At 65.3% G+C, this 17,413-nt stretch carries 16 protein-coding genes; 7 read left to right on the forward strand and 9 right to left on the reverse strand.

The genetic code is table 11. The annotated features are described in order from the left end of the window. Positions 1-106: 106 nt before the first annotated feature. The 9 genes from astE to AACY13_RS14090 all read right to left on the reverse strand — a co-directional run bounded on the left by astE (position 107) and on the right by AACY13_RS14090 (position 10,503). Complete coding sequence (gene astE, locus AACY13_RS14050) at positions 107-1,117, reverse strand: succinylglutamate desuccinylase (protein ID WP_339462194.1); 1,011 nt, start codon at positions 1,115-1,117, stop codon at positions 107-109. 10 nt (positions 1,118-1,127) lie between these two features. Further along, the gene (locus AACY13_RS14055; protein ID WP_339462195.1) at positions 1,128-1,412 is read right to left on the reverse strand and encodes a topoisomerase II; all 285 of its coding nucleotides are present in this window, start codon (positions 1,410-1,412) and stop codon (positions 1,128-1,130) included. 76 nt (positions 1,413-1,488) lie between these two features. After that, positions 1,489-2,856 carry an N-succinylarginine dihydrolase gene (gene astB / locus AACY13_RS14060; RefSeq protein WP_339462196.1) on the reverse strand — a complete coding sequence of 456 codons (1,368 nt, stop codon included), beginning with the start codon at positions 2,854-2,856 and terminating at the stop codon, positions 1,489-1,491. Continuing rightward, on the reverse strand, positions 2,853-4,316 hold the full coding sequence (gene astD, locus AACY13_RS14065) for a succinylglutamate-semialdehyde dehydrogenase (RefSeq protein WP_339462197.1): 1,464 nt from the start codon (positions 4,314-4,316) through the stop codon (positions 2,853-2,855). The genes astB and astD overlap by 4 nt, the downstream gene beginning before the upstream one ends. A 96-nt stretch (positions 4,317-4,412) precedes the next feature. Further along, complete coding sequence (astA, locus tag AACY13_RS14070; RefSeq protein WP_339462198.1) at positions 4,413-5,429, reverse strand: arginine N-succinyltransferase; 1,017 nt, start codon at positions 5,427-5,429, stop codon at positions 4,413-4,415. 11 nt (positions 5,430-5,440) lie between these two features. After that, positions 5,441-6,457, reverse strand: coding sequence for an arginine/ornithine succinyltransferase subunit alpha (aruF, locus tag AACY13_RS14075; RefSeq protein WP_339462199.1), 1,017 nt, complete (start codon positions 6,455-6,457; stop codon positions 5,441-5,443). A 176-nt stretch (positions 6,458-6,633) separates the two neighbouring features. After that, positions 6,634-7,854, reverse strand: a complete 1,221-nt coding sequence (locus AACY13_RS14080; protein ID WP_339462200.1) for an aspartate aminotransferase family protein — start codon at positions 7,852-7,854, stop codon at positions 6,634-6,636. Between the two features lie 451 nt (positions 7,855-8,305). Beyond that, positions 8,306-9,505 (reverse strand): patatin-like phospholipase family protein, encoded by a 1,200-nt coding sequence (locus AACY13_RS14085; protein WP_339462201.1) that lies wholly within the window; start codon positions 9,503-9,505, stop codon positions 8,306-8,308. A 68-nt stretch (positions 9,506-9,573) separates the two neighbouring features. Next, positions 9,574-10,503, reverse strand: a complete 930-nt coding sequence (locus tag AACY13_RS14090) for a lipid A biosynthesis lauroyl acyltransferase (RefSeq protein ID WP_339462202.1) — start codon at positions 10,501-10,503, stop codon at positions 9,574-9,576. 163 nt (positions 10,504-10,666) lie between these two features. Between AACY13_RS14090 and minC the strand changes: the two genes are divergently transcribed. The 7 genes from minC to fhuB all read left to right on the forward strand — a co-directional run bounded on the left by minC (position 10,667) and on the right by fhuB (position 17,368). Next, on the forward strand, positions 10,667-11,392 hold the full coding sequence (minC, locus tag AACY13_RS14095) for a septum site-determining protein MinC (protein ID WP_339462203.1): 726 nt from the start codon (positions 10,667-10,669) through the stop codon (positions 11,390-11,392). 365 nt (positions 11,393-11,757) lie between these two features. After that, positions 11,758-12,570, forward strand: a complete 813-nt coding sequence (minD, locus tag AACY13_RS14100; protein WP_090499474.1) for a septum site-determining protein MinD — start codon at positions 11,758-11,760, stop codon at positions 12,568-12,570. Further along, entirely contained in the window at positions 12,570-12,824 is a 255-nt protein-coding gene (minE, locus tag AACY13_RS14105) for a cell division topological specificity factor MinE (RefSeq protein ID WP_025165363.1), read from the forward strand. The genes minD and minE overlap by 1 nt, the downstream gene beginning before the upstream one ends. A gap of 56 nt (positions 12,825-12,880) precedes the next feature. Beyond that, positions 12,881-13,516, forward strand: a complete 636-nt coding sequence (locus AACY13_RS14110; RefSeq protein ID WP_339462204.1) for an RluA family pseudouridine synthase — start codon at positions 12,881-12,883, stop codon at positions 13,514-13,516. A 228-nt stretch (positions 13,517-13,744) separates the two neighbouring features. Beyond that, entirely contained in the window at positions 13,745-14,506 is a 762-nt protein-coding gene (locus AACY13_RS14115; protein WP_339462205.1) for an ATP-binding cassette domain-containing protein, read from the forward strand. Then, positions 14,506-15,366: an ABC transporter substrate-binding protein gene (locus AACY13_RS14120; RefSeq protein ID WP_339462206.1), complete on the forward strand. Its 861-nt coding sequence runs from the start codon at positions 14,506-14,508 to the stop codon at positions 15,364-15,366. Before AACY13_RS14115 ends, AACY13_RS14120 begins: the two co-directional genes overlap by 1 nt. Then, entirely contained in the window at positions 15,359-17,368 is a 2,010-nt protein-coding gene (gene fhuB, locus AACY13_RS14125; protein WP_339462207.1) for a Fe(3+)-hydroxamate ABC transporter permease FhuB, read from the forward strand. Before AACY13_RS14120 ends, fhuB begins: the two co-directional genes overlap by 8 nt. Positions 17,369-17,413 lie beyond the last annotated feature (45 nt).

Below are 17,413 nucleotides of genomic sequence, written 5' to 3' on the forward strand. Positions count from 1 at the left end.
GCACACAAGGTACAGCTAAGGGGTACGGAACCGGGACAGATAGGCCAGGCATGGATAACAACGATCCTGAATTGCATCCGGGCTACAGGTTCACGCACTGCTCTGCTTATGCCAGCGGCACATTCTCGGCCGGCACGATCAGAATGCCGGCGCGCAGGCCATTTTTCACCTTGGGGTTGGGGAAGATGATCCGTGTGCCGGCCTCATTCACCACCCAGCGGGTATCGGCCAGATCCTCGGCGAGCAGGTAGCCGACCGGCAACTCACTGAAGTTCTCGATATCGGCCGGCAGGTGCAGCTTGAAGGCATCGCTGTGCTTGATGACCTCGCGGGCCACGGCGAACAGCTTCAAGTCGCCCAGGCCATCGCCGGCGGCCTCGGCCTCGCGCCCTTCGATCAGGCCCTGCAGGTGCCGCTCCAGCAGATCCAGATTGACCAACTCGTTCTGCCCGAAGGGGCGCGCCTTGCCCAGCTCCAGGGTAAAGGCCTCGACCCCCAGCTGCGCATAGGTGTAGGCACTGAAGGTGATCGAGCTCTTGTTGTGCAGCAGCACCGCCTCGATCCCCGCCGCACTCAGGCGTGCCAGTTCGCGCTGGCTACGCGGCCGGCCTTCCTGGTAGGGATAGAGGGCGAACTGCTCAATCTTCGACGCGCGAATGGCCGTATGCAGGTCGTAATGCAGGCGGGAGCGCTGCGACTTGCCGAAGAAGGTCGCCGCCAGATGCTCCAGGTCGCAGGCGCGCAGGGCCTCGGGCCCGGTGTGCTGGTCGTGGCGACCATTGAACAGGCGGTTGATGTCATGTTCGACATAGCGCTCACCACGGCGCATGGCCTCGGGATTGCCGAACAGAAAGAGAATGCGCGCCCGCGGCTTCAACTCGTTGCGGGCAATGCCGCGCAGCAGGCGGTCGAGCAATTCGATGGGGGCGGTTTCATTGCCATGGATACCGGCCGAAAGCAGCAGGTCCTGGCCATTGTCGCTGGCCACCGGTGGCGTCACTTCCAGCGCGCCCTCGGCCAGCCAGCGCAGGCGCGTGCCCTCGGGCGTCAGCTGAATTTTCGCTGCCGGCTCATGGCCGGCCAGGGTCAGTTCAAGCAGTTTGCCGAGGGCAAGCATAGGAGTTACCTCATTCGTGATTGCAGTCGGGGCCGTGCACGTGCTCGTCGCCAGTGAGTTCGGCCGCTTCCATCTCCAGTTCCAGGCTGACCAGGTTGGTGGCCAGCGGGCGCAGCAGCAGGTTGGCGTATTCGCTAGCGCCCTCCTCCACATCCACACCGATCATCAGCTGGTTGTTGCCAACCTGCTGGAACCAGATTTCCTGGCCCTGCCAGATCACGGCAAAGCGCGTGCAGGAGGTTTCCAGCTGGGTGCCGTCGGTGTCTTCGAGGATCAGTTGCAGGGCGTCGCTCATAAAATCTCCACAGGTTTGGACGTAGGGTGGATGGCGTTTTTACATCCACCGGTGGATCGATATAGCGTGATCCACCCTACTCAGCTAATTGGAAGGGATAAACCGCGCCCAGTTTAAGGATCTGGGTCAGTTCGTCCAAGGCCGTGCGGCATTCGTTAAGCAATTGTGGATCAGCCAGGTCGTTTTCGCTCAGGCGATCGCGGTAATGCTTGTCGACCCAGAGGCTCAACCTGTCGTGCAGGGTCGGGGTCATGATCACGCCCTGGTTGACTGCCGCCAGCTCCTGCTCCTTGAGCGCCACGCGCAGACGCAGGCAGGCCGGGCCACCACCGTTCTGCATGCTCTGCTTGAGGTCGAAGACCTGCACTTCGCGGATCGGCCCATTGCCGCTGGTGAGCTGCTGCAGGTAGTTCCACACATTGCTGTTGTTGCGACACTCTTCCGGCACGATCAGCAGCATGCCGCCATCGGCGCGGCTCAGCAGCTGGCTGTTGAACAGGTAGGAGCGCACCGCATCCTCCACCGTCACCGCGTCACGCGGCACGCACACGGACTGGAAGTTGCCGCCACGGCGAGCGAGCTTGTCGCCCAGCTCGGCCAGCACCTTGTCGGTCTCGAGGAAGGCATCCTGGTGATGGAACAGCACCTCGCCATTGCCCACGGCGATCACGTCGTTATGGAACACACCCTGATCGATAACCGCCGGGGTTTGCTGGGCGTAGACCACGCCCTCCTCGCTCAGACCATGCAGGCGGGCAACCGCCTGCGAGGCTTCCAGGGTCTGCCGCGCCGGGTAGCGGGTCGGCTGCGGGAAGCGGCTGTCGAAGGCGCTGCGGCCGAACACGAAGAACTCCACCCCGGCATCGCCATAGCCCTTACAGAAACGCGTGTGGTTGGCCGCACCCTCGTCACCGAACTGGGCCACCGCTGGCAGCGCGGCGTGATGGGCGAAGTGCTGCTCGCTGGCGAACATTGCGCCGAGCACGCGGCTGGTGGTCGGGTGTTCGATGGAGCGGTGGAACTTGCAGTTGAGGTTGGCCGCGGTGAAGTGCACACGACCGTCGGCCGTATCGGCGCTGGGGCTGACGGTGCAGGCGTTGGCCGTCCACATGCTGGATGCCGAACAGCTGGCCACCAGCAGTGGCATGGCCTCTTTCGCCGCCTTCTGAATCACCTGGGCGTCGCTGCCGCTAAAGCCCAGGCTGCGCAGCACGGCGACATTGGGCCGTTCCTGCGGGGCCAGCACGCCCTGCTTGAAGCCCATGTCCATCAACGCCTTCATCTTGGCCAGGCCCTGCTTGGCCGCCTCTTTCGGGCTGGACGCTACCTGGCTGTTGCTCTGCGAGGCCACGTTGCCATAGGACAGGCCGCCGTAGTTGTGCGTCGGCCCGACCAGGCCATCGAAATTCACTTCAAATGCAGTCGCGTTGGATGCGTGGCTCACAGGCTTACTCCGGGAGTCAGGGTGGCAGGCAGGCTCAGGCTTTCGACTTCCAGCGAGGCCACCGGGTAGGCGCAGTAATCCGCCGCGTAATAGGCACTGGCGCGATGGTTGCCGGAGGCCCCCACGCCGCCGAAGGGTGCGCTGCTGGCGGCACCGGTCAGTTGCTTGTTCCAGTTGACGATGCCGGCGCGGCTTTGCAGCCAGAACTCGTCATAACGCGCCTTGGCATCAGACAGCAGCCCGGCGGCCAGACCGTACTGAGTATTGTTGGCCTCGGCGATGGCCGCAGCGAAATCGGCGTAGCGAATCACCTGCAGCAGCGGGCCGAAGAACTCCTCGTCGGGGCGATTGGCGATGGCGCTCACGTCGATAATGCCCGGGGTAAGCAGGGCCGCATCGGCTTCGGGCTGGGTCATCGTCAGCAATGCGCTGGCTCCCTGGGCCAGCAGCTGGGCCTGGGCCTGAATCAGCTGCTGGGCCGCGGCCAGGGAAATCACCGAGCCCATAAAGGGCGCGGGCTGCTCATCGAAGCGACCGACGCGGATCTGCCCGGCCACCTGCACCAGGCGCGCCAGCAGGGCATCGCCCCACGCGCCCTGAGGCACCAGCAGGCGCCGGGCACAGGTGCAACGCTGGCCGGCGCTGATAAAGGCCGACTGGACGATGGTGTAGACCGCGGCGTCGATATCGGCGACCTGATCGACGATCAACGGGTTGTTGCCGCCCATCTCCAGGGCCAGAATCTTCTCCGGGCGACCGGCGAACTGGTTGTGCAGCAGGTTGCCGGTGCGGCTCGAGCCGGTGAAGAACAGGCCGTCGATACCGGGGCTCGCGGCCAGGGCCACGCCGGTTTCCCGCGCGCCCTGCACCAGGTTGAGCACACCCGCCGGCAGGCCGGCGTCGATCCAGCACTTGAGCGTCAGCTCGGCGACCTTCGGGGTCAGCTCGCTGGGCTTGAACACCACGCAGTTGCCCGCCAGCAGCGCCGGCACTATATGGCCGTTGGGCAGGTGCCCGGGGAAGTTGTAGGGGCCGAACACCGCCACCACGCCATGGGGCTTGTGCCGCAGCACGGCGGTGGCGTCGGCCAAGGGGCCGCTCTTCTCGCCGGTGCGCTCACGGTAGCTCTGGATCGAGATGGCCACCTTGGCCGCCATGCTGGCGACTTCGGTGGCGGTTTCCCACAGCGGCTTGCCGGTTTCCTCGCCGATGCAATGGGCGAGCGCCTCGCCCTGGCGTTTCAGGCTGGCGGCAAACCGCTCGAGCACGGCGATGCGCTCATCCAGCGAACGCGAGGCCCAGGCCGGAAACGCGGCGCGGGCGGCCTGCACGGCGGCCTCGACCTGCGCGGCGCTGGCAGCCTGACCGTGCCAGATCACAGCCTGACTGACCGGGTTCAGCGATTGCAGCGGTTCGCCCAAGCCTGCATGCCAGGCACCGGCGATGTAATGAGTGCTCATCTTGTTTTATCACTCCCAGCAAGGTGTGGGCCCGGTCAGGCACCGGGCAGCTACTACAGGCGAGGCGCGCGTCGAGACCGCGCCAGGCTCGGCAAATCAGCCGCGGGCGGACAGCGGCACGGCGCGCACCTGGTCGCCCGCCGACAGCCGCAGGCGCTTGGCGGTCTGCGCATCGACCACCAGGCTGCCGGCCGCCAGGCGCGCCGGCGCGGCGGTGATACGGCAGTCTTCGCGCTTGCGGTTGTGGATCAGGTAGGCGGTGGCGTCATCGCCGGGGGTGCCGATGGCCAGGATCAGCGCCTGGCTGTCACGCACGGCGCGGATCTTCGCGGTTTCCGCCTCGATGGCCGGGCCCGCGTCGAAGATATCGACATAGCCCTGGTAGCTGAAACCCTCGCCCTTGAGCATGGCCAGGGCCGGCTCGGTGTCGGGATGGACGCGCCCGATGATGTTGCGTGCATCTTCGGAGAGGAAGCAGGTATAGAGCGGAAACTTGGGCATCAGCTCGGCGAGAAAGGCCTTGTTGCCGACCCCGGTGAGGTAATCGGCCTGGCTGAATTCCATCTTGAAGAAGTGCCGACCGAGGCTTTCCCAGAATGGCGAGCGGCCATTGTCGTCGGACATGCCGCGCATCTCGGCGATCACCTTGTCGCCGAACAACTCACGGAACTCGGCGATAAACAGCAGGCGTGCCTTGGACAGCAACCGGCCATTGAGCCCCGAACGGTGATCGCTGCGCAGAAACAGCGAGCACAGCTCGGAGTTGCCGGTGAGGTCGTTGGCCATAAACAGGGTGGGAATCTGCCGATGGATATTCAGCTCCTTGGAGGCGCTGACGGTCAGACCGAGCCGGTAGTTGTACCAGGGCTCGCGCAGGCCCACGGCCCCCGCCACCGCGGAGATGCCGACCACTTCGCCGGTATCGTTCTCGAGCACGAACAGGTAATCGGCATCGGCACGCTCGGCGCTGCCTTGGAAGGTTTTTTCCGCCCAGGCTACCCGGTGCGCCAGGCGCGCCTCGTTGGCCGGCAGGGTGGTCAGGCCGGCACCGGTGCTGCGGGCCAGGTCGAGCAAGGCCGGAAGATCGGCGCTACATACGGGACGAACGATCATGCACTCACTCCTTAAACCGCCACCAGGCGTACGCTGACGCCTTCGCCGACGCCCAGGGCTTCGGCGGCTGCAAAACTCAGGGTCACCGGCTTGCCCGGCACCCAGTCGAGGTCCGCGACTATGGCGCGAAAATCCTGCAACTGGCCGTTGCTGACCAGATAGGGCCGACCGCCCTTGACCGGCTCACCGATGCGTACCGGCACCACGCGGCTCTGGGCGATGGAGCGGATGCCCGAGGTGCGCGCATGCAGGGTCGGGCCGCCGTCGAAGATGTCGATATAGTGATCGGTCTCGAAACCCTCGCGCATCAGGATGTCGAAGCTGATCTGCGCCCGCGGATGCACCTGGCCCATGGCCTCCTGGGCATCGTCCGGCAGCAGCGGCACGTAGATGGGGTAATGCGGCATCAGCTCGGCGAGGAAGGTGCGGCTCTTCAAGCCACAGATGCGCTCGGCTTCGGTGTAGTTCATGTCGAAGAAGTTGCGCCCCACCGCATCCCAGAACGGCGAGTCGCCGGCCTCATCGCTGTGACCAACGATTTCCACCACCAGGGCGTCGGCGAAACGCTCCGGGTGGTTGGCCAGAAACAGCAGACGGGCGCGCGAGTTCAGCTCGGACCAGGCGGTGTCCACCAGCGAGCGATCGACATAGAAGCTGGTCAGCAGGCTGTTGCCGGTCAGGTCGTGACAGAGCGAGAGCACGTGGATCTTGTTGTGAATCTTCAGCTCGCGGGAGTTGTGCACGAAGGTTTCGTTGCGAAAACTGTAGAACGGCTCGGAATAGCCGGCCGAGGCGACGATGCCGGAACAACCGACCAGTCGCCCACTTTCGCTGTCTTCGAGAACGAAGAAGTAGCTCTCCTCGCCGTTGAAACTGACCTCGGCAGAAAACGAGGCCTCCGAGGCCGCGATCTTTTCACCCAGACGGTCGGCATCATCCGGCAGCGAAGTCACACCAACCGGGCTATCCGCGGCCAGACGCTGCACTTCAGCGAGGTCGGCCATTTGCGCGGGGCGCATCACCAGCATGGTGTCACTCCTTTCGAGAAAAGCTCCAGGCGACGCCTGCGCGCGACCTGGAAAACGCTGCGAACAAGGGCCGCAGCACACACAGAGAGGGTCTTCCGTGGATTCGACTCAAGCCCTCCGTGGCTCGAGCATGTCCGGCCTGGCGCACCCGCAGCGGGTCATGCCAGGCCGGCGACTCAGGCTTGAGTCAGCTTGGCCACGGCTCGTTCGAGTCGCGCCAGACCTTCATCGATATCGGCATCGTCCACCACCAGGCTCGGGGCAAAACGCACCACGTCCGGACCGGCCTGCAGCACCATCAGCCCTTCGAGGGCGGCGGCATCGAGAATCGCCTTGGCCTTGCCCTTCCAGGCATCGCTGAGCACCGCGCCGATCAGCAGGCCGAGGCCGCGCACCTGGCTGAACACGCCGTACTGCTGGCCGATCTGCTCCAGCTTGGCCTTGAAGCGCTGGTGCTTGGCGTTGACGCCCGCCAGCACTTCAGGGGTGTTGATGGTGTCGATCACCGCCTCGGCCACCGCGCAGGCCAGCGGATTACCGCCGTAGGTGGTGCCGTGGGTGCCGACGGCCAGGTGCTTGGCCAGCTCGCCGGTGGTCAGCATCGCGCCGATGGGGAAACCGCCGCCCAGGCTCTTGGCGCTGGAGAGGATGTCCGGCGTCACGCCGTAATGCATATAGGCGAACAGCGAGCCGCTACGGCCCATGCCGCTCTGCACCTCGTCGAACACCAGCAAGGCGTTGTGCTTGTCGCACAGCTCGCGGGCGGCCTGCAGATAGGCCAGGTCCGCGGGCAGCACACCGCCTTCACCCTGAATCGGCTCCAGCACCACGGCGCAGGTCTTGTCCGATACGGCGGCCCGCAGCGCCTCGATATCGTTATAGGGAATGTGGCTGATGCCCTGGATCTTCGGTCCGAAACCGTCGGAATACTTCGGCTGACCGCCGACGCTGACGGTAAACAGGGTGCGACCGTGGAAGCTGTTGGTGGCCGCGATGATCTCGTACTTGTCCTCGCCGAAGCGGTCGAAGGCCACGCGCCGGGCCAGCTTGAACGCCGCCTCGTTGGCTTCGGCCCCGGAGTTGCAGAAGAACGCGCGCTCGGCAAAGGTGGCGTCGACCAGCTTGTGCGCCAGGCGCAGGGCCGGCTCGTTGGTGAACACGTTGGACACGTGCCACAACTGGTTGGCCTGCTCGGTCAGGGCACCGACCAACGCCGGGTGGCAGTGGCCCAGCACGTTGACCGCGATGCCGCCGGCGAAATCGATCAGCTCGCGACCGCTCTGGTCCCAGACTCGCGAACCGGCACCGCGCACCGGAATAAAGCCGGCGGGGGCATAGTTGGGCACCATTACCTGGTCGAAATCGGCGCGTTGCACCGGGTCGTGCTGAACGGACATCTGGGCTCTCCTGACAAGGAACACCTGCATTGGCTAGCAGGCGATGTGAAGGATTGTAGGGATTGATCCGGGCTGGGCATTGCCGCCATGCGACAACTTCTTATAGCGCCAACCCGAGGAAAACCGGCGCTTTCAGATATGCGACAGAAAGCGTCGGGAAGGCGCAGTTTAAATGCAGCCAGCCCGCTTGGCGCGGATTTATCAAGGCCGCGATAAAGGATTTTTATGGCCTGCCATCCATGGACGGGCCACCCTGCGGGCCGTCGCTGCGCGACGTTAAAAATGGCTCCCGGCCATTTTTCATGACCTGCCATCTAGGGCGGCTACCCTTTTGGTCGCCACTACGCGACTTTTAAAATAGCTCACGGCCATTTTTTATGGCCTGCCATCCATGGCGGCCACCCTTCGGGCCGTCGCTGCGCGACGTTAAAAATGGCTCACGGCCATTTTTTCAGGCGGGGACCGGGACCACGGTCGGCACCGGCGGGCTGCTCAGGCAGAGGAACTCGATCAACTCACTCTGCTGCGCCATGGCATCCTGATAGCCCAGCTCAATCAGCTCGTTGCAGTAGCCCGGCTCGAACAGCAGGTAGCTGAGCACCCCCGCACCACTCGCCTGGGTCGCCCCCGGCCCGCGCAGGAACAGACGCAGAGCCCTGGGCAACTCGCGGCGATGGCGCGCGGCGATCACATCCAGCGGCCGGCTCGGCGCAATCACCAGCACTTCCACGGGCTTGAGGCCCAGGCCGCGGGGATGCAGCTCGGGCGGAATCAGGCGGCTCATCTGGTTGAGACGTTCGAGCAGCTCGATATCGCTTTCCAGGCTGTCAATAAAGGTGCTGTTGAGCATATGCCCGCCGATCTGCGCCAGGCTGGGCGGGCGCACATGCTGCGGGCGCGGCACGTCCTCGACGGCGTTCGCCGCCGGACTGCCGCTGACCCCCACCACCAGCACCCGGGTCGCCCCCAAGTGCAGCGCCGGACTGATCGGGGCCGGCTGGCGCACCGCACCATCGCCGAAGTATTCGCGGTTGATCTTCACTGGCGGGAAGATCAGCGGGATCGAGGCGCTGGCCAGCAGGTGCTCCAGGCCCAGCCGGGTCGGCACGCCGACCCGGCGATGGCGGAACCAGGGGTCGATGGTGGCGCGGCCCTGGTAGAAGGTCACCGCCTGGCCGGTTTCATAGCCGAAGGCGGTCACCGCCACGGCCCGCAGCTGGCGCTGGCGCACGGCGGCGGCGATGCCGGTGAAATCCAGCTCGCGGCGCAGCAGTTCGGCCAGTGGCGAGCTGTCGAGCAGTGCCACCGGGATATCGCCCCCCAACCCGAGCAGGCTATGGCCAATAAAGCGACTGGCCTGGCGCAGCACCCCCGGCCAGTCGCTGCGGTACACCTGATGGGTGTGAAACCCCTGCCAGACGGCGGTCAGGCGGCGCACCGCCTCGGTGAAATGCAGCGCCCCGCAGGCCAGACCGACAGCATTGATGGCCCCGGCCGAGGTGCCGACGATCACCGGAAAGGGATTGTGCGCCGCATCGGGCAGCAGATCGGCAATGGCCGCCAGCACCCCCACCTGATAAGCCGCACGCGCGCCGCCACCGGAAAGGATCAGCCCGGTCACCGGCTGGCTGGGGGGAGCGAACTGCGACATAGGCTTATCCGAAGGTTTATCGCCAGTATAGAAGCCGGCGCGGAGGAAACGCGGCCAGGCCTACGAACTCAGGCCGGCCGCTTCTTGTAGAGCTTCTTTTCACCCGGCGGGCGGGTCTTGAAGCGCCGGTGCGCCCACAGGTACTGCTCAGGGCAGGCCGTGATCGCCTGCTCGATCCACTGATTGACCCGCACGCAGTCGGCCTCCTCGCTTTCGCCGGGGAAGTCGACCAACGGCGGATGAATGGTCAGGCGATAGCCCTGGCCGCCGGGAAGGCGTTGCTGGGTAAAGGGAATCACCCTGGCCCGGCCCATGCGGGCGAACTTGCTGGTGGCGGTAACGGTGGCCGCCGGCACGCCGAACAGCGGCACGAACACGCTGCGCTGCGCGCCGTAATCCTGATCCGGCGCATACCAGACCACGCCACCGGCGCGCAGCAGCTTGAGCATGCCGCGCACATCGTCACGACCGATCACTCCGAGCAGGCGCTGCTCGCGGCCACGGCGCTGGATATAGTCGAACAGCGGGTTCTTGTGCGGCCGATACATGCCGTACATGTCCTGTTGCAGGCCGAGCAGACCGCCGCCCATCTCCAGGGTGGTGAAATGCAGCGCCATCAGAATCACGCCCTGGCCATCGGCCTCGGCCTGGCGCAGGTGCTCCAGGCCCTCGATGGTCCCCAGGCGCGCCAGACGCGCGGCCGGCCACCACCAGGCGATGGCCATCTCGAAAAAGGTGATGCCAGTGGAGGCGAAGTTCTCCTTGAGCAGGATCTTGCGTTCGGCCGCCGACATCTGCGGGAAACACAGCTGCAGGTTGCGCGCGGCGATCTTGCGCCGCGAGCTGGCCAGGCGATACATCAGCGCCCCCAGGCCGCGCCCCAGCCACAGCAGCACTTTATAAGGCAGCAGGGCGATCAGCCACAGCAGGCCCAGACCCAGCCATAGCAACCAGAAACGCGGATGCAAAAACGCAGCACGAAAAACCGGACGTTCCATAAACAGGTCCAATGCCCCAACAAAGCGCGGCATTCTATCAGGAGTTTGCCGAGCACTGGCCCGGGCGGCGGATTGCCCACGCCTCAACTTGCGAGCGAGCGGCGTTCTCGCTATAAGTCCGGGCTACTTTTATAAAGCCGCATAAGGCCGCATCAGGCAGACCATGAGCCAAGCCGATCTCCTCGCGCAAGACCCCGTATTCCAGCTCAAGGGCAGCATGCTGGCCATCACCGTGATGGAACTGGCGTACAACGACCTCGAGCGCCTCGACCAACAGCTGAGCGAAAAAGTCGCCCAGGCCCCGGCCTTTTTCGGCAATACCCCGCTGGTACTGGCCCTGGACAAGCTGCCGGAAGGCGAAGGCAGCCTCGATCTCGCCGCCCTGATGGCCGTATGTCGCAAACATGGCCTGCGCACCCTGGCGGTGCGCGCCAATCGCGCCGAGCATATCGCCGCCTCCGAAGCCCTGGACCTGCCGGTTCTGCCGCCCTCCGGCGCTCGCGAACGCAGCCTGGACAGCGCGCCGAAAGCGCCGCACAAGCCCGCCGAGCCGGAGGTGCGGCCGAGCAAGATCATCACCAGCCCGGTGCGCGGCGGCCAGCAGGTGTATGCCCAGGGCGGCGACCTGATCGTGCTGGCCCCGGTCAGCGCCGGCGCGGAACTTCTCGCCGATGGCAACATCCATGTTTACGCGCCCATGCGCGGCCGCGCCCTCGCAGGCATCAAAGGCAACGCCAAGGCACGGATTTTCTGCCAACAGATGGGCGCGGAACTGTTCTCCATCGCTGGCCAATACAAGGTTGCCGAAGATCTGCGCCGCGACCCGTTATGGGGCGAAGCGGTACATGTCAGCCTGTCGGGTGACGTGTTGAACATCACCCGCCTTTAACGGATACTGCGGCCACTTTGTAGGGGCTGCTCCCGCTTCATTCGCGGCCGCGCCGGAACCTGTTTTAGCGCGAGGCAAGGCACGAGACACGAAGTTTGGTTATTCCAAATGAGTGTCGAGAAACGCAGTATCGCGCTAAAACAGGCCCGACCCTTCGGGTTGCGCGGAAAATCTCGCCATGCGTTGTTGTGGGGCTTGGCAAGGGAACATCATTCCCTGCGCCCCACGCCTAACCTGGCGAGATTTTACGCAGCAACGCGGCTCGCGCATGAAACGGGGGCAGCCCCCAGGACACAGACAGGGCATCCGGAAGCCATATAAAGGCCACGGAAACCTGCATTTTTTACATTTTGGGGTGAATCACCTTGGCCAAGATCCTCGTAGTTACATCCGGCAAGGGTGGCGTCGGTAAAACCACCACCAGCGCCGCCATCGGTACCGGCCTCGCCCTGCGCGGGCACAAAACCGTTATCGTCGACTTCGACGTCGGCCTGCGCAACCTCGACCTGATCATGGGTTGCGAACGCCGCGTGGTGTACGACTTCGTCAACGTGGTCAACGGCGAAGCCACGCTGAAGCAGGCGCTGATCAAGGACAAGCGCCTGGAAAACCTCTATGTGCTGGCCGCCAGCCAGACCCGCGACAAGGACGCGCTGACCGAAGAAGGCGTGGAAAAAGTCATCGAGGAACTGCGCAAGGACTTCGAATACGTAGTCTGCGACTCGCCGGCCGGTATCGAGAAAGGTGCCCACCTGGCCATGTACTTCGCCGATGAGGCGATTGTCGTGACCAACCCCGAGGTCTCCTCGGTACGCGACTCCGACCGCATGCTCGGCCTGCTGGCGAGCAAATCGCGCCGCGCGGTGAACGGCGAAGAGCCGATCAAGGAGCACCTGCTGCTGACCCGTTACAACCCCGAGCGCGTGACCAAGGGCGAAATGCTCGGCGTGGAAGACGTCGAGGAAATCCTCGCCATCCGCCTGCTCGGCGTGATCCCGGAATCGCAAGCCGTACTCAAGGCCTCGAACCAGGGCGTGCCGGTCATCCTCGATGACCAGAGCGACGCTGGCCAGGCCTACAGTGACGCCGTCGACCGCCTGCTCGGCAAGGAAGTTGCCCATCGCTTTCTCGACGTGCAGAAGAAAGGACTCATGCAACGCCTGTTTGGAGCTCGCTAATGAATATTTTTGACTTCTTTCGTGAACGCAAAAAGGAAACCACTGCGTCCATCGCGAAAGAGCGTCTGCAGATCATCGTCGCCCACGAACGCGGCCAGCGCAGCCAGCCGGATTACCTGCCGGCCCTGCAGCAAGAGTTGGTCGAGGTGATTCGCAAGTACGTCAATATCGATTCGGATCAGGTACAGGTTGCACTGGAAAACCAGGGCAGCTGTTCCATTCTGGAACTTAACATCACGCTCCCTGACCGCTGATTGGTTGAGAGCATGCAACGGCGGCCCAGGCCGCCGTTTCTATTTGTGGAAAGCCCATGCCGCTGTCGAATGTCGCAATCCTCCACCAGGACGCCGCCCTGCTGGTGATCAACAAGCCCACCCTGCTGCTCTCGGTGCCTGGCCGCGCCGAGGACAACCGCGACTGTCTGGTCACCCGCCTGCAGGAAAACGGTTTCCCCGAGGCGCGCATCGTCCATCGCCTGGACTGGGAAACCTCGGGAATCATCGTCCTGGCCCGCGACGCCGACAGCCACCGCGAACTGTCGCGACAGTTCCACGACCGCGAAACCGAGAAGGCCTACACCGCCCTGTGCTGGGGCCAGCCGGCCACTGACAGCGGCAGCATCGACCTGCCGCTGCGCTACGATCCGCCGACCAAGCCACGCCACGTGGTCGACCATGAGCTGGGCAAGCACGCCCTGACCCACTGGCGCATCCTCGAGCGCTGCGGCGACTACTGCCGGGTCGAGCTGACCCCGATCACCGGGCGCTCGCACCAGCTGCGCGTGCATATGCTATCGATCGGCCACCCGCTGCTCGGCGACGGCCTGTACGCCCATGAACAAGCCCTGGCCGCCTACCCGCGCCTGTGCTTGCACGCCAGCATGCTCAGCCTGAGCCACCCGCAAAGCGGCGAGCGCATGCGCTTCGAGTGCCCCGCACCGTTTTAGCGCCACCTCCGCGACACGCCAAGCAGCAACCCCGTAGCCCGGATTGCACCGACGCATCTTCGGGCTACGAGCCCGATGCGGGTATTGCCCGCTCTTCTGCGGTCGCGCGCCCTCGTCGCATGCACGATCCACAGGACCAAACCCCATAACAATTGATAAGCATTAGCATTATGAATTAAGGTTCGCGTTTTCCTGCCCGCCACCGCAGGAGCGTTTTTGGAGCCTTGTATGTTCGACCTGCAGAGCGTCAGCTTCAGTCTGTCCGACCGCACCCTGTTGCATCCGCTCAGCCTGAGCATCGCCCACGGCCAGATGGTCGGCCTGATCGGGCACAACGGCTCCGGCAAATCCACCCTGCTGAAACTGCTGGCCCGCCAACAGGCACCGAGCCATGGCAGCCTGAGCCTGGACGGCAAACCGCTCGCCGACTGGCAGGAACGCGCCTTTGCCCGTGAAGTGGCCTACCTGCCGCAGCAGTTGCCGGCGGCGTCCAGCCTGACGGTGCGCGAGCTGGTGGGTTTCGGCCGCTACCCCTGGCACGGCCTGCTCGGCCGCTTCAGCCAAAAGGATCATGAAAAGGTCGCACAGGCCCTGGCGCTGACCGATACCGAGCGCTTCGCCGAGCGCCTGGTCGACAGCCTGTCCGGCGGCGAGCGCCAGCGCGTCTGGCTGGCCATGCTGCTGGCCCAGGACAGCCGTTACCTACTGCTCGACGAGCCAACCTCGGCCCTGGATATCGCCCATCAGGTCGAGGTACTGGCCCTGGTGCGCGAGCTCAGCCAGCGCCTCGACCTGGGCGTGGTGGTGGTGCTGCACGACATCAATATGGCCAGCCGTTACTGCGACCGCCTGATCGCTCTGCACAGTGGCCGCCTGCTGACCCAGGGCAGCCCGCAGGAACTGATGACCGACAGCACCCTGGAAGCCATCTACGGCATTCCGATGAATGTGCTGCAGCATGCCGGCCAACCCATCGCTGTGGTCAACTGATGCGTGCCTGGCTTGCGTTCTGCCTGTTCCTGTTCTGCTCCGTTGCCCAGGCCGCACCGCCGCAACGCATCGCGGTGATCGACTGGGGCATCGCCGAAACCCTGCTGGGGCTGGGCGTCACCCCCATCGCCGTGGCGCAGACCGAAGGCTACCGGCGCTGGGTCGGCCCCCCCGCGTTGCCGGCGGATGTGGTCGACCTCGGCCTGCGCGTCGAGCCCAATCTGGAGCTGCTCAGCCAGCTCGAACCCGACCTGATCCTGATCACCCCGCAATTCGAGGCCAGCCGCGCCCAGCTCGAACGCATCGCCCCGGTACATTCCCTGGCCATCTACACCCGCGAGGCGGAAGGCTATGTCGGCGCGCAGCAGGTCACCCGCGAGCTGGCTGCTCTGCTCGGCCGCGAGGCCGAGGGCGAAGCCTTGATCGAGCGGATCGACGCCAGGCTGCTGCAGGTGCGCCAGCGCCTGAGTCACTACCCATTTCCGGCGTTGTATATCGCCACCTTTCTCGATGCCCGGCATGTGCGCCTGTTCGGCAAGCAGAGCCTCTACCAGGGCGTGCTGGATCGCGTCGGCCTGCGCAACGCCTGGCAGGGCCCGACCAACTACTGGGGCTTTACCCAGGCGGGGATCGAGCGCCTGAGCGAACAACCGGCTGCCGCACTGATCTATCTCGAACCCCTGCCGCCCGGCACCGCCCAGGGCCTGGCCGACAGCGCTCTGTGGCAGCGCCTGCCGATGGTGCGTGAACAGCGGGTCTATGGCCTGCCACCGGTGTGGAGTTTCAACGGGCTGCTGGCCGCCGAGCGTTTCGCCGGCCTGCTCGAGCAGCGCTTGATCGAGGAATACAGTCATGACTGAATCGGTGGCCCGCTTGCCGCTCTCCGCACGCATTGGCTTCGCTACCAGCCCCGCCTGGCTGTGCGCCCTGCTGCTGTTAAGCGCCTTGGCCCTGGCGCTTAATGACCTGAGCCTGCGCCTGCCCGACACGCTGTGGTTGCAGGCGTTCGGGCAGCCGGACGACAGCGACATCCGCCAGTTGGTCGTGCACTACAGCTGGCTGCCGCGCCTGTGCATGGCGGCGCTGTGCGGTGCCACCCTGGCCCTGGCCGGGTCTGTGATGCAACAGGTGCTGCGCAACCCCCTGGCCTCGCCCACCACCCTGGGCGTGGCCAGCGGCGCGCAATTGGCCCTGGTGGTCGCCACGCTGTGGGCCCCCGGCTTGCTGCTGGTCGGCCGCGAATGGGTGGCTATGGCCGGCGGTGGCACCGCCGCGCTGCTGGTCTTCAGCCTGGCCTGGCGTCGCGGCCTGGCACCCTTGACCCTGATCCTCGCCGGTCTGGTGGTCAGCCTGTATCTGAGCGCGCTGAACACCAGCCTGATGCTGATCCAGCAACAGGACATGAATGCGGTATTTATCTGGGGCTCGGGCTCGCTGAGCCAGAACAGCTGGAACGGCGTGGATTTTCTGCTGCCGCGCCTGGGCCTGGGTCTGCTCCTACTGCTGCCCTTGCTGCGCCCGCTCGGCCTGCTCGAACTCGATGACAACGGCGCGAAAAGCCTCGGCGTACCGATTCAGTTCCTGCGCTTTTCCAGCCTGACCCTGGCGGTGTTCCTCAGCGCCTGTGTGGTCAGCGTGGTCGGGGTGATCGGCTTTATCGGCCTGGCCGCACCGGCCCTGGTCCGCCTGCTCGGCGCACGCACGCTGCGCGCCCGACTGATCTGGGCACCCATCCTGGGCGCGCTGCTGCTGTGCGTCACCGACCTCGGCATCCAGCAGCTGGCCGGCAGCCTGGCCGAGCTGATTCCCACCGGTGCCGCCACCGCGCTGCTCGGTGCGCCGCTGCTGCTCTGGCTGCTGCCACGGCTGAAACTGACCGGTGGCCAGCCCCAAGCCGCAAGCGACTCCGCGACCCTGCGCTATCCGCGACCGACCCTGCGCCTGCTGCAACTGGGCGGCCTGCTGCTTGCCAGCCTGTTGCTGGCGCTGGCCATCGGCAAGGGTCTCGAGGGCTGGCAATGGCAGCTGAGCGAGCTGCAACTGCTCGATTGGCGCTTGCCGCGGGTGACCGCGGCTGCGGCCGCCGGCTTGATGCTGGCGATCGCCGGCACGCTGCTGCAGCGCCTGACCGGCAACCCCATGGCCAGCCCGGAAGTATTGGGGATCAGCGCCGGGGCGGCGCTCGGGCTGATCGCCGTGCTGTTTCTGCTGCCCTACTCCGGGCTGCCGGCGCAACTCGCGCTCGGCGGCCTGGGTGCCCTGCTGACCCTGCTGTTGCTGCTCGGCATGAGCCGGCGCAGCGGCTTCGCCCCGGAGCGGGTGTTGTTGATCGGCATCGCCATCAGCGCGTTTTTCGATGCCTTGCAGGTGATCATCCTCGCCGGCGGCGACCCGCGCGGGCAGAACCTGCTGAGCTGGTTGTCCGGCTCGACCTACTTCGTCACGGGGCAAACGGCCTTAGGCGTGCTGCTCTGCGCCGTGCTTCTGCTGCTGGCGGCCCTGCCCTGCGCGCGCTGGCTGGAACTGCTGCCCCTGGGCGACAGCAGCGCCAAGGCACTGGGCGTGCACCTGGGCAAAAGCCGCGTGTACCTGCTGCTGCTCGCGGCGCTGCTGACCGCCGGCGCGACCCTGATCGTCGGCCCGCTGAGCTTTATCGGCCTGCTCGCCCCGCACCTGGCGCGCCTGCTCGGGCTGACCCGCGCCCTGCCGCAACTGCTCGGCGCGGCGCTGCTCGGGGCAAGCGTGATGGTGCTGGCCGACTGGCTGGGGCGCAATCTGCTATTCCCGATCCAGCTACCGGCGGGCCTGCTCGCCTCGCTGGTGGGCGGAGCCTACTTTATGTTGTGTCTGCGTAAGCGTTGAGCGCGCGTTGATGGCGAAGTCGTAGGGTGGATGACGTCTTTTTCA

This window comes from Pseudomonas sp. EA_105y_Pfl2_R69, from assembly GCF_963970915.1.
Classification (GTDB): Bacteria; Pseudomonadota; Gammaproteobacteria; order Pseudomonadales; family Pseudomonadaceae; genus Aquipseudomonas.

Coding starts and splice junctions, on each gene's coding strand:
- astD (WP_339462197.1), bottom strand. CDS start 4,316: ATGAGCACTCATTACATCGCCGGTGCCTGGCATGCAGGCTTGGGCGAA.
- AACY13_RS14115 (WP_339462205.1), top strand. CDS start 13,745: ATGTTCGACCTGCAGAGCGTCAGCTTCAGTCTGTCCGACCGCACCCTG.
- AACY13_RS14055 (WP_339462195.1), bottom strand. CDS start 1,412: ATGAGCGACGCCCTGCAACTGATCCTCGAAGACACCGACGGCACCCAG.
- AACY13_RS14085 (WP_339462201.1), bottom strand. CDS start 9,505: ATGTCGCAGTTCGCTCCCCCCAGCCAGCCGGTGACCGGGCTGATCCTT.
- AACY13_RS14110 (WP_339462204.1), top strand. CDS start 12,881: ATGCCGCTGTCGAATGTCGCAATCCTCCACCAGGACGCCGCCCTGCTG.
- AACY13_RS14090 (WP_339462202.1), bottom strand. CDS start 10,503: ATGGAACGTCCGGTTTTTCGTGCTGCGTTTTTGCATCCGCGTTTCTGG.
- minC (WP_339462203.1), top strand. CDS start 10,667: ATGAGCCAAGCCGATCTCCTCGCGCAAGACCCCGTATTCCAGCTCAAG.
- aruF (WP_339462199.1), bottom strand. CDS start 6,457: ATGCTGGTGATGCGCCCCGCGCAAATGGCCGACCTCGCTGAAGTGCAG.
- AACY13_RS14080 (WP_339462200.1), bottom strand. CDS start 7,854: ATGTCCGTTCAGCACGACCCGGTGCAACGCGCCGATTTCGACCAGGTA.
- astE (WP_339462194.1), bottom strand. CDS start 1,117: ATGCTTGCCCTCGGCAAACTGCTTGAACTGACCCTGGCCGGCCATGAG.
- astA (WP_339462198.1), bottom strand. CDS start 5,429: ATGATCGTTCGTCCCGTATGTAGCGCCGATCTTCCGGCCTTGCTCGAC.
- fhuB (WP_339462207.1), top strand. CDS start 15,359: ATGACTGAATCGGTGGCCCGCTTGCCGCTCTCCGCACGCATTGGCTTC.
- minE (WP_025165363.1), top strand. CDS start 12,570: ATGAATATTTTTGACTTCTTTCGTGAACGCAAAAAGGAAACCACTGCG.
- AACY13_RS14120 (WP_339462206.1), top strand. CDS start 14,506: ATGCGTGCCTGGCTTGCGTTCTGCCTGTTCCTGTTCTGCTCCGTTGCC.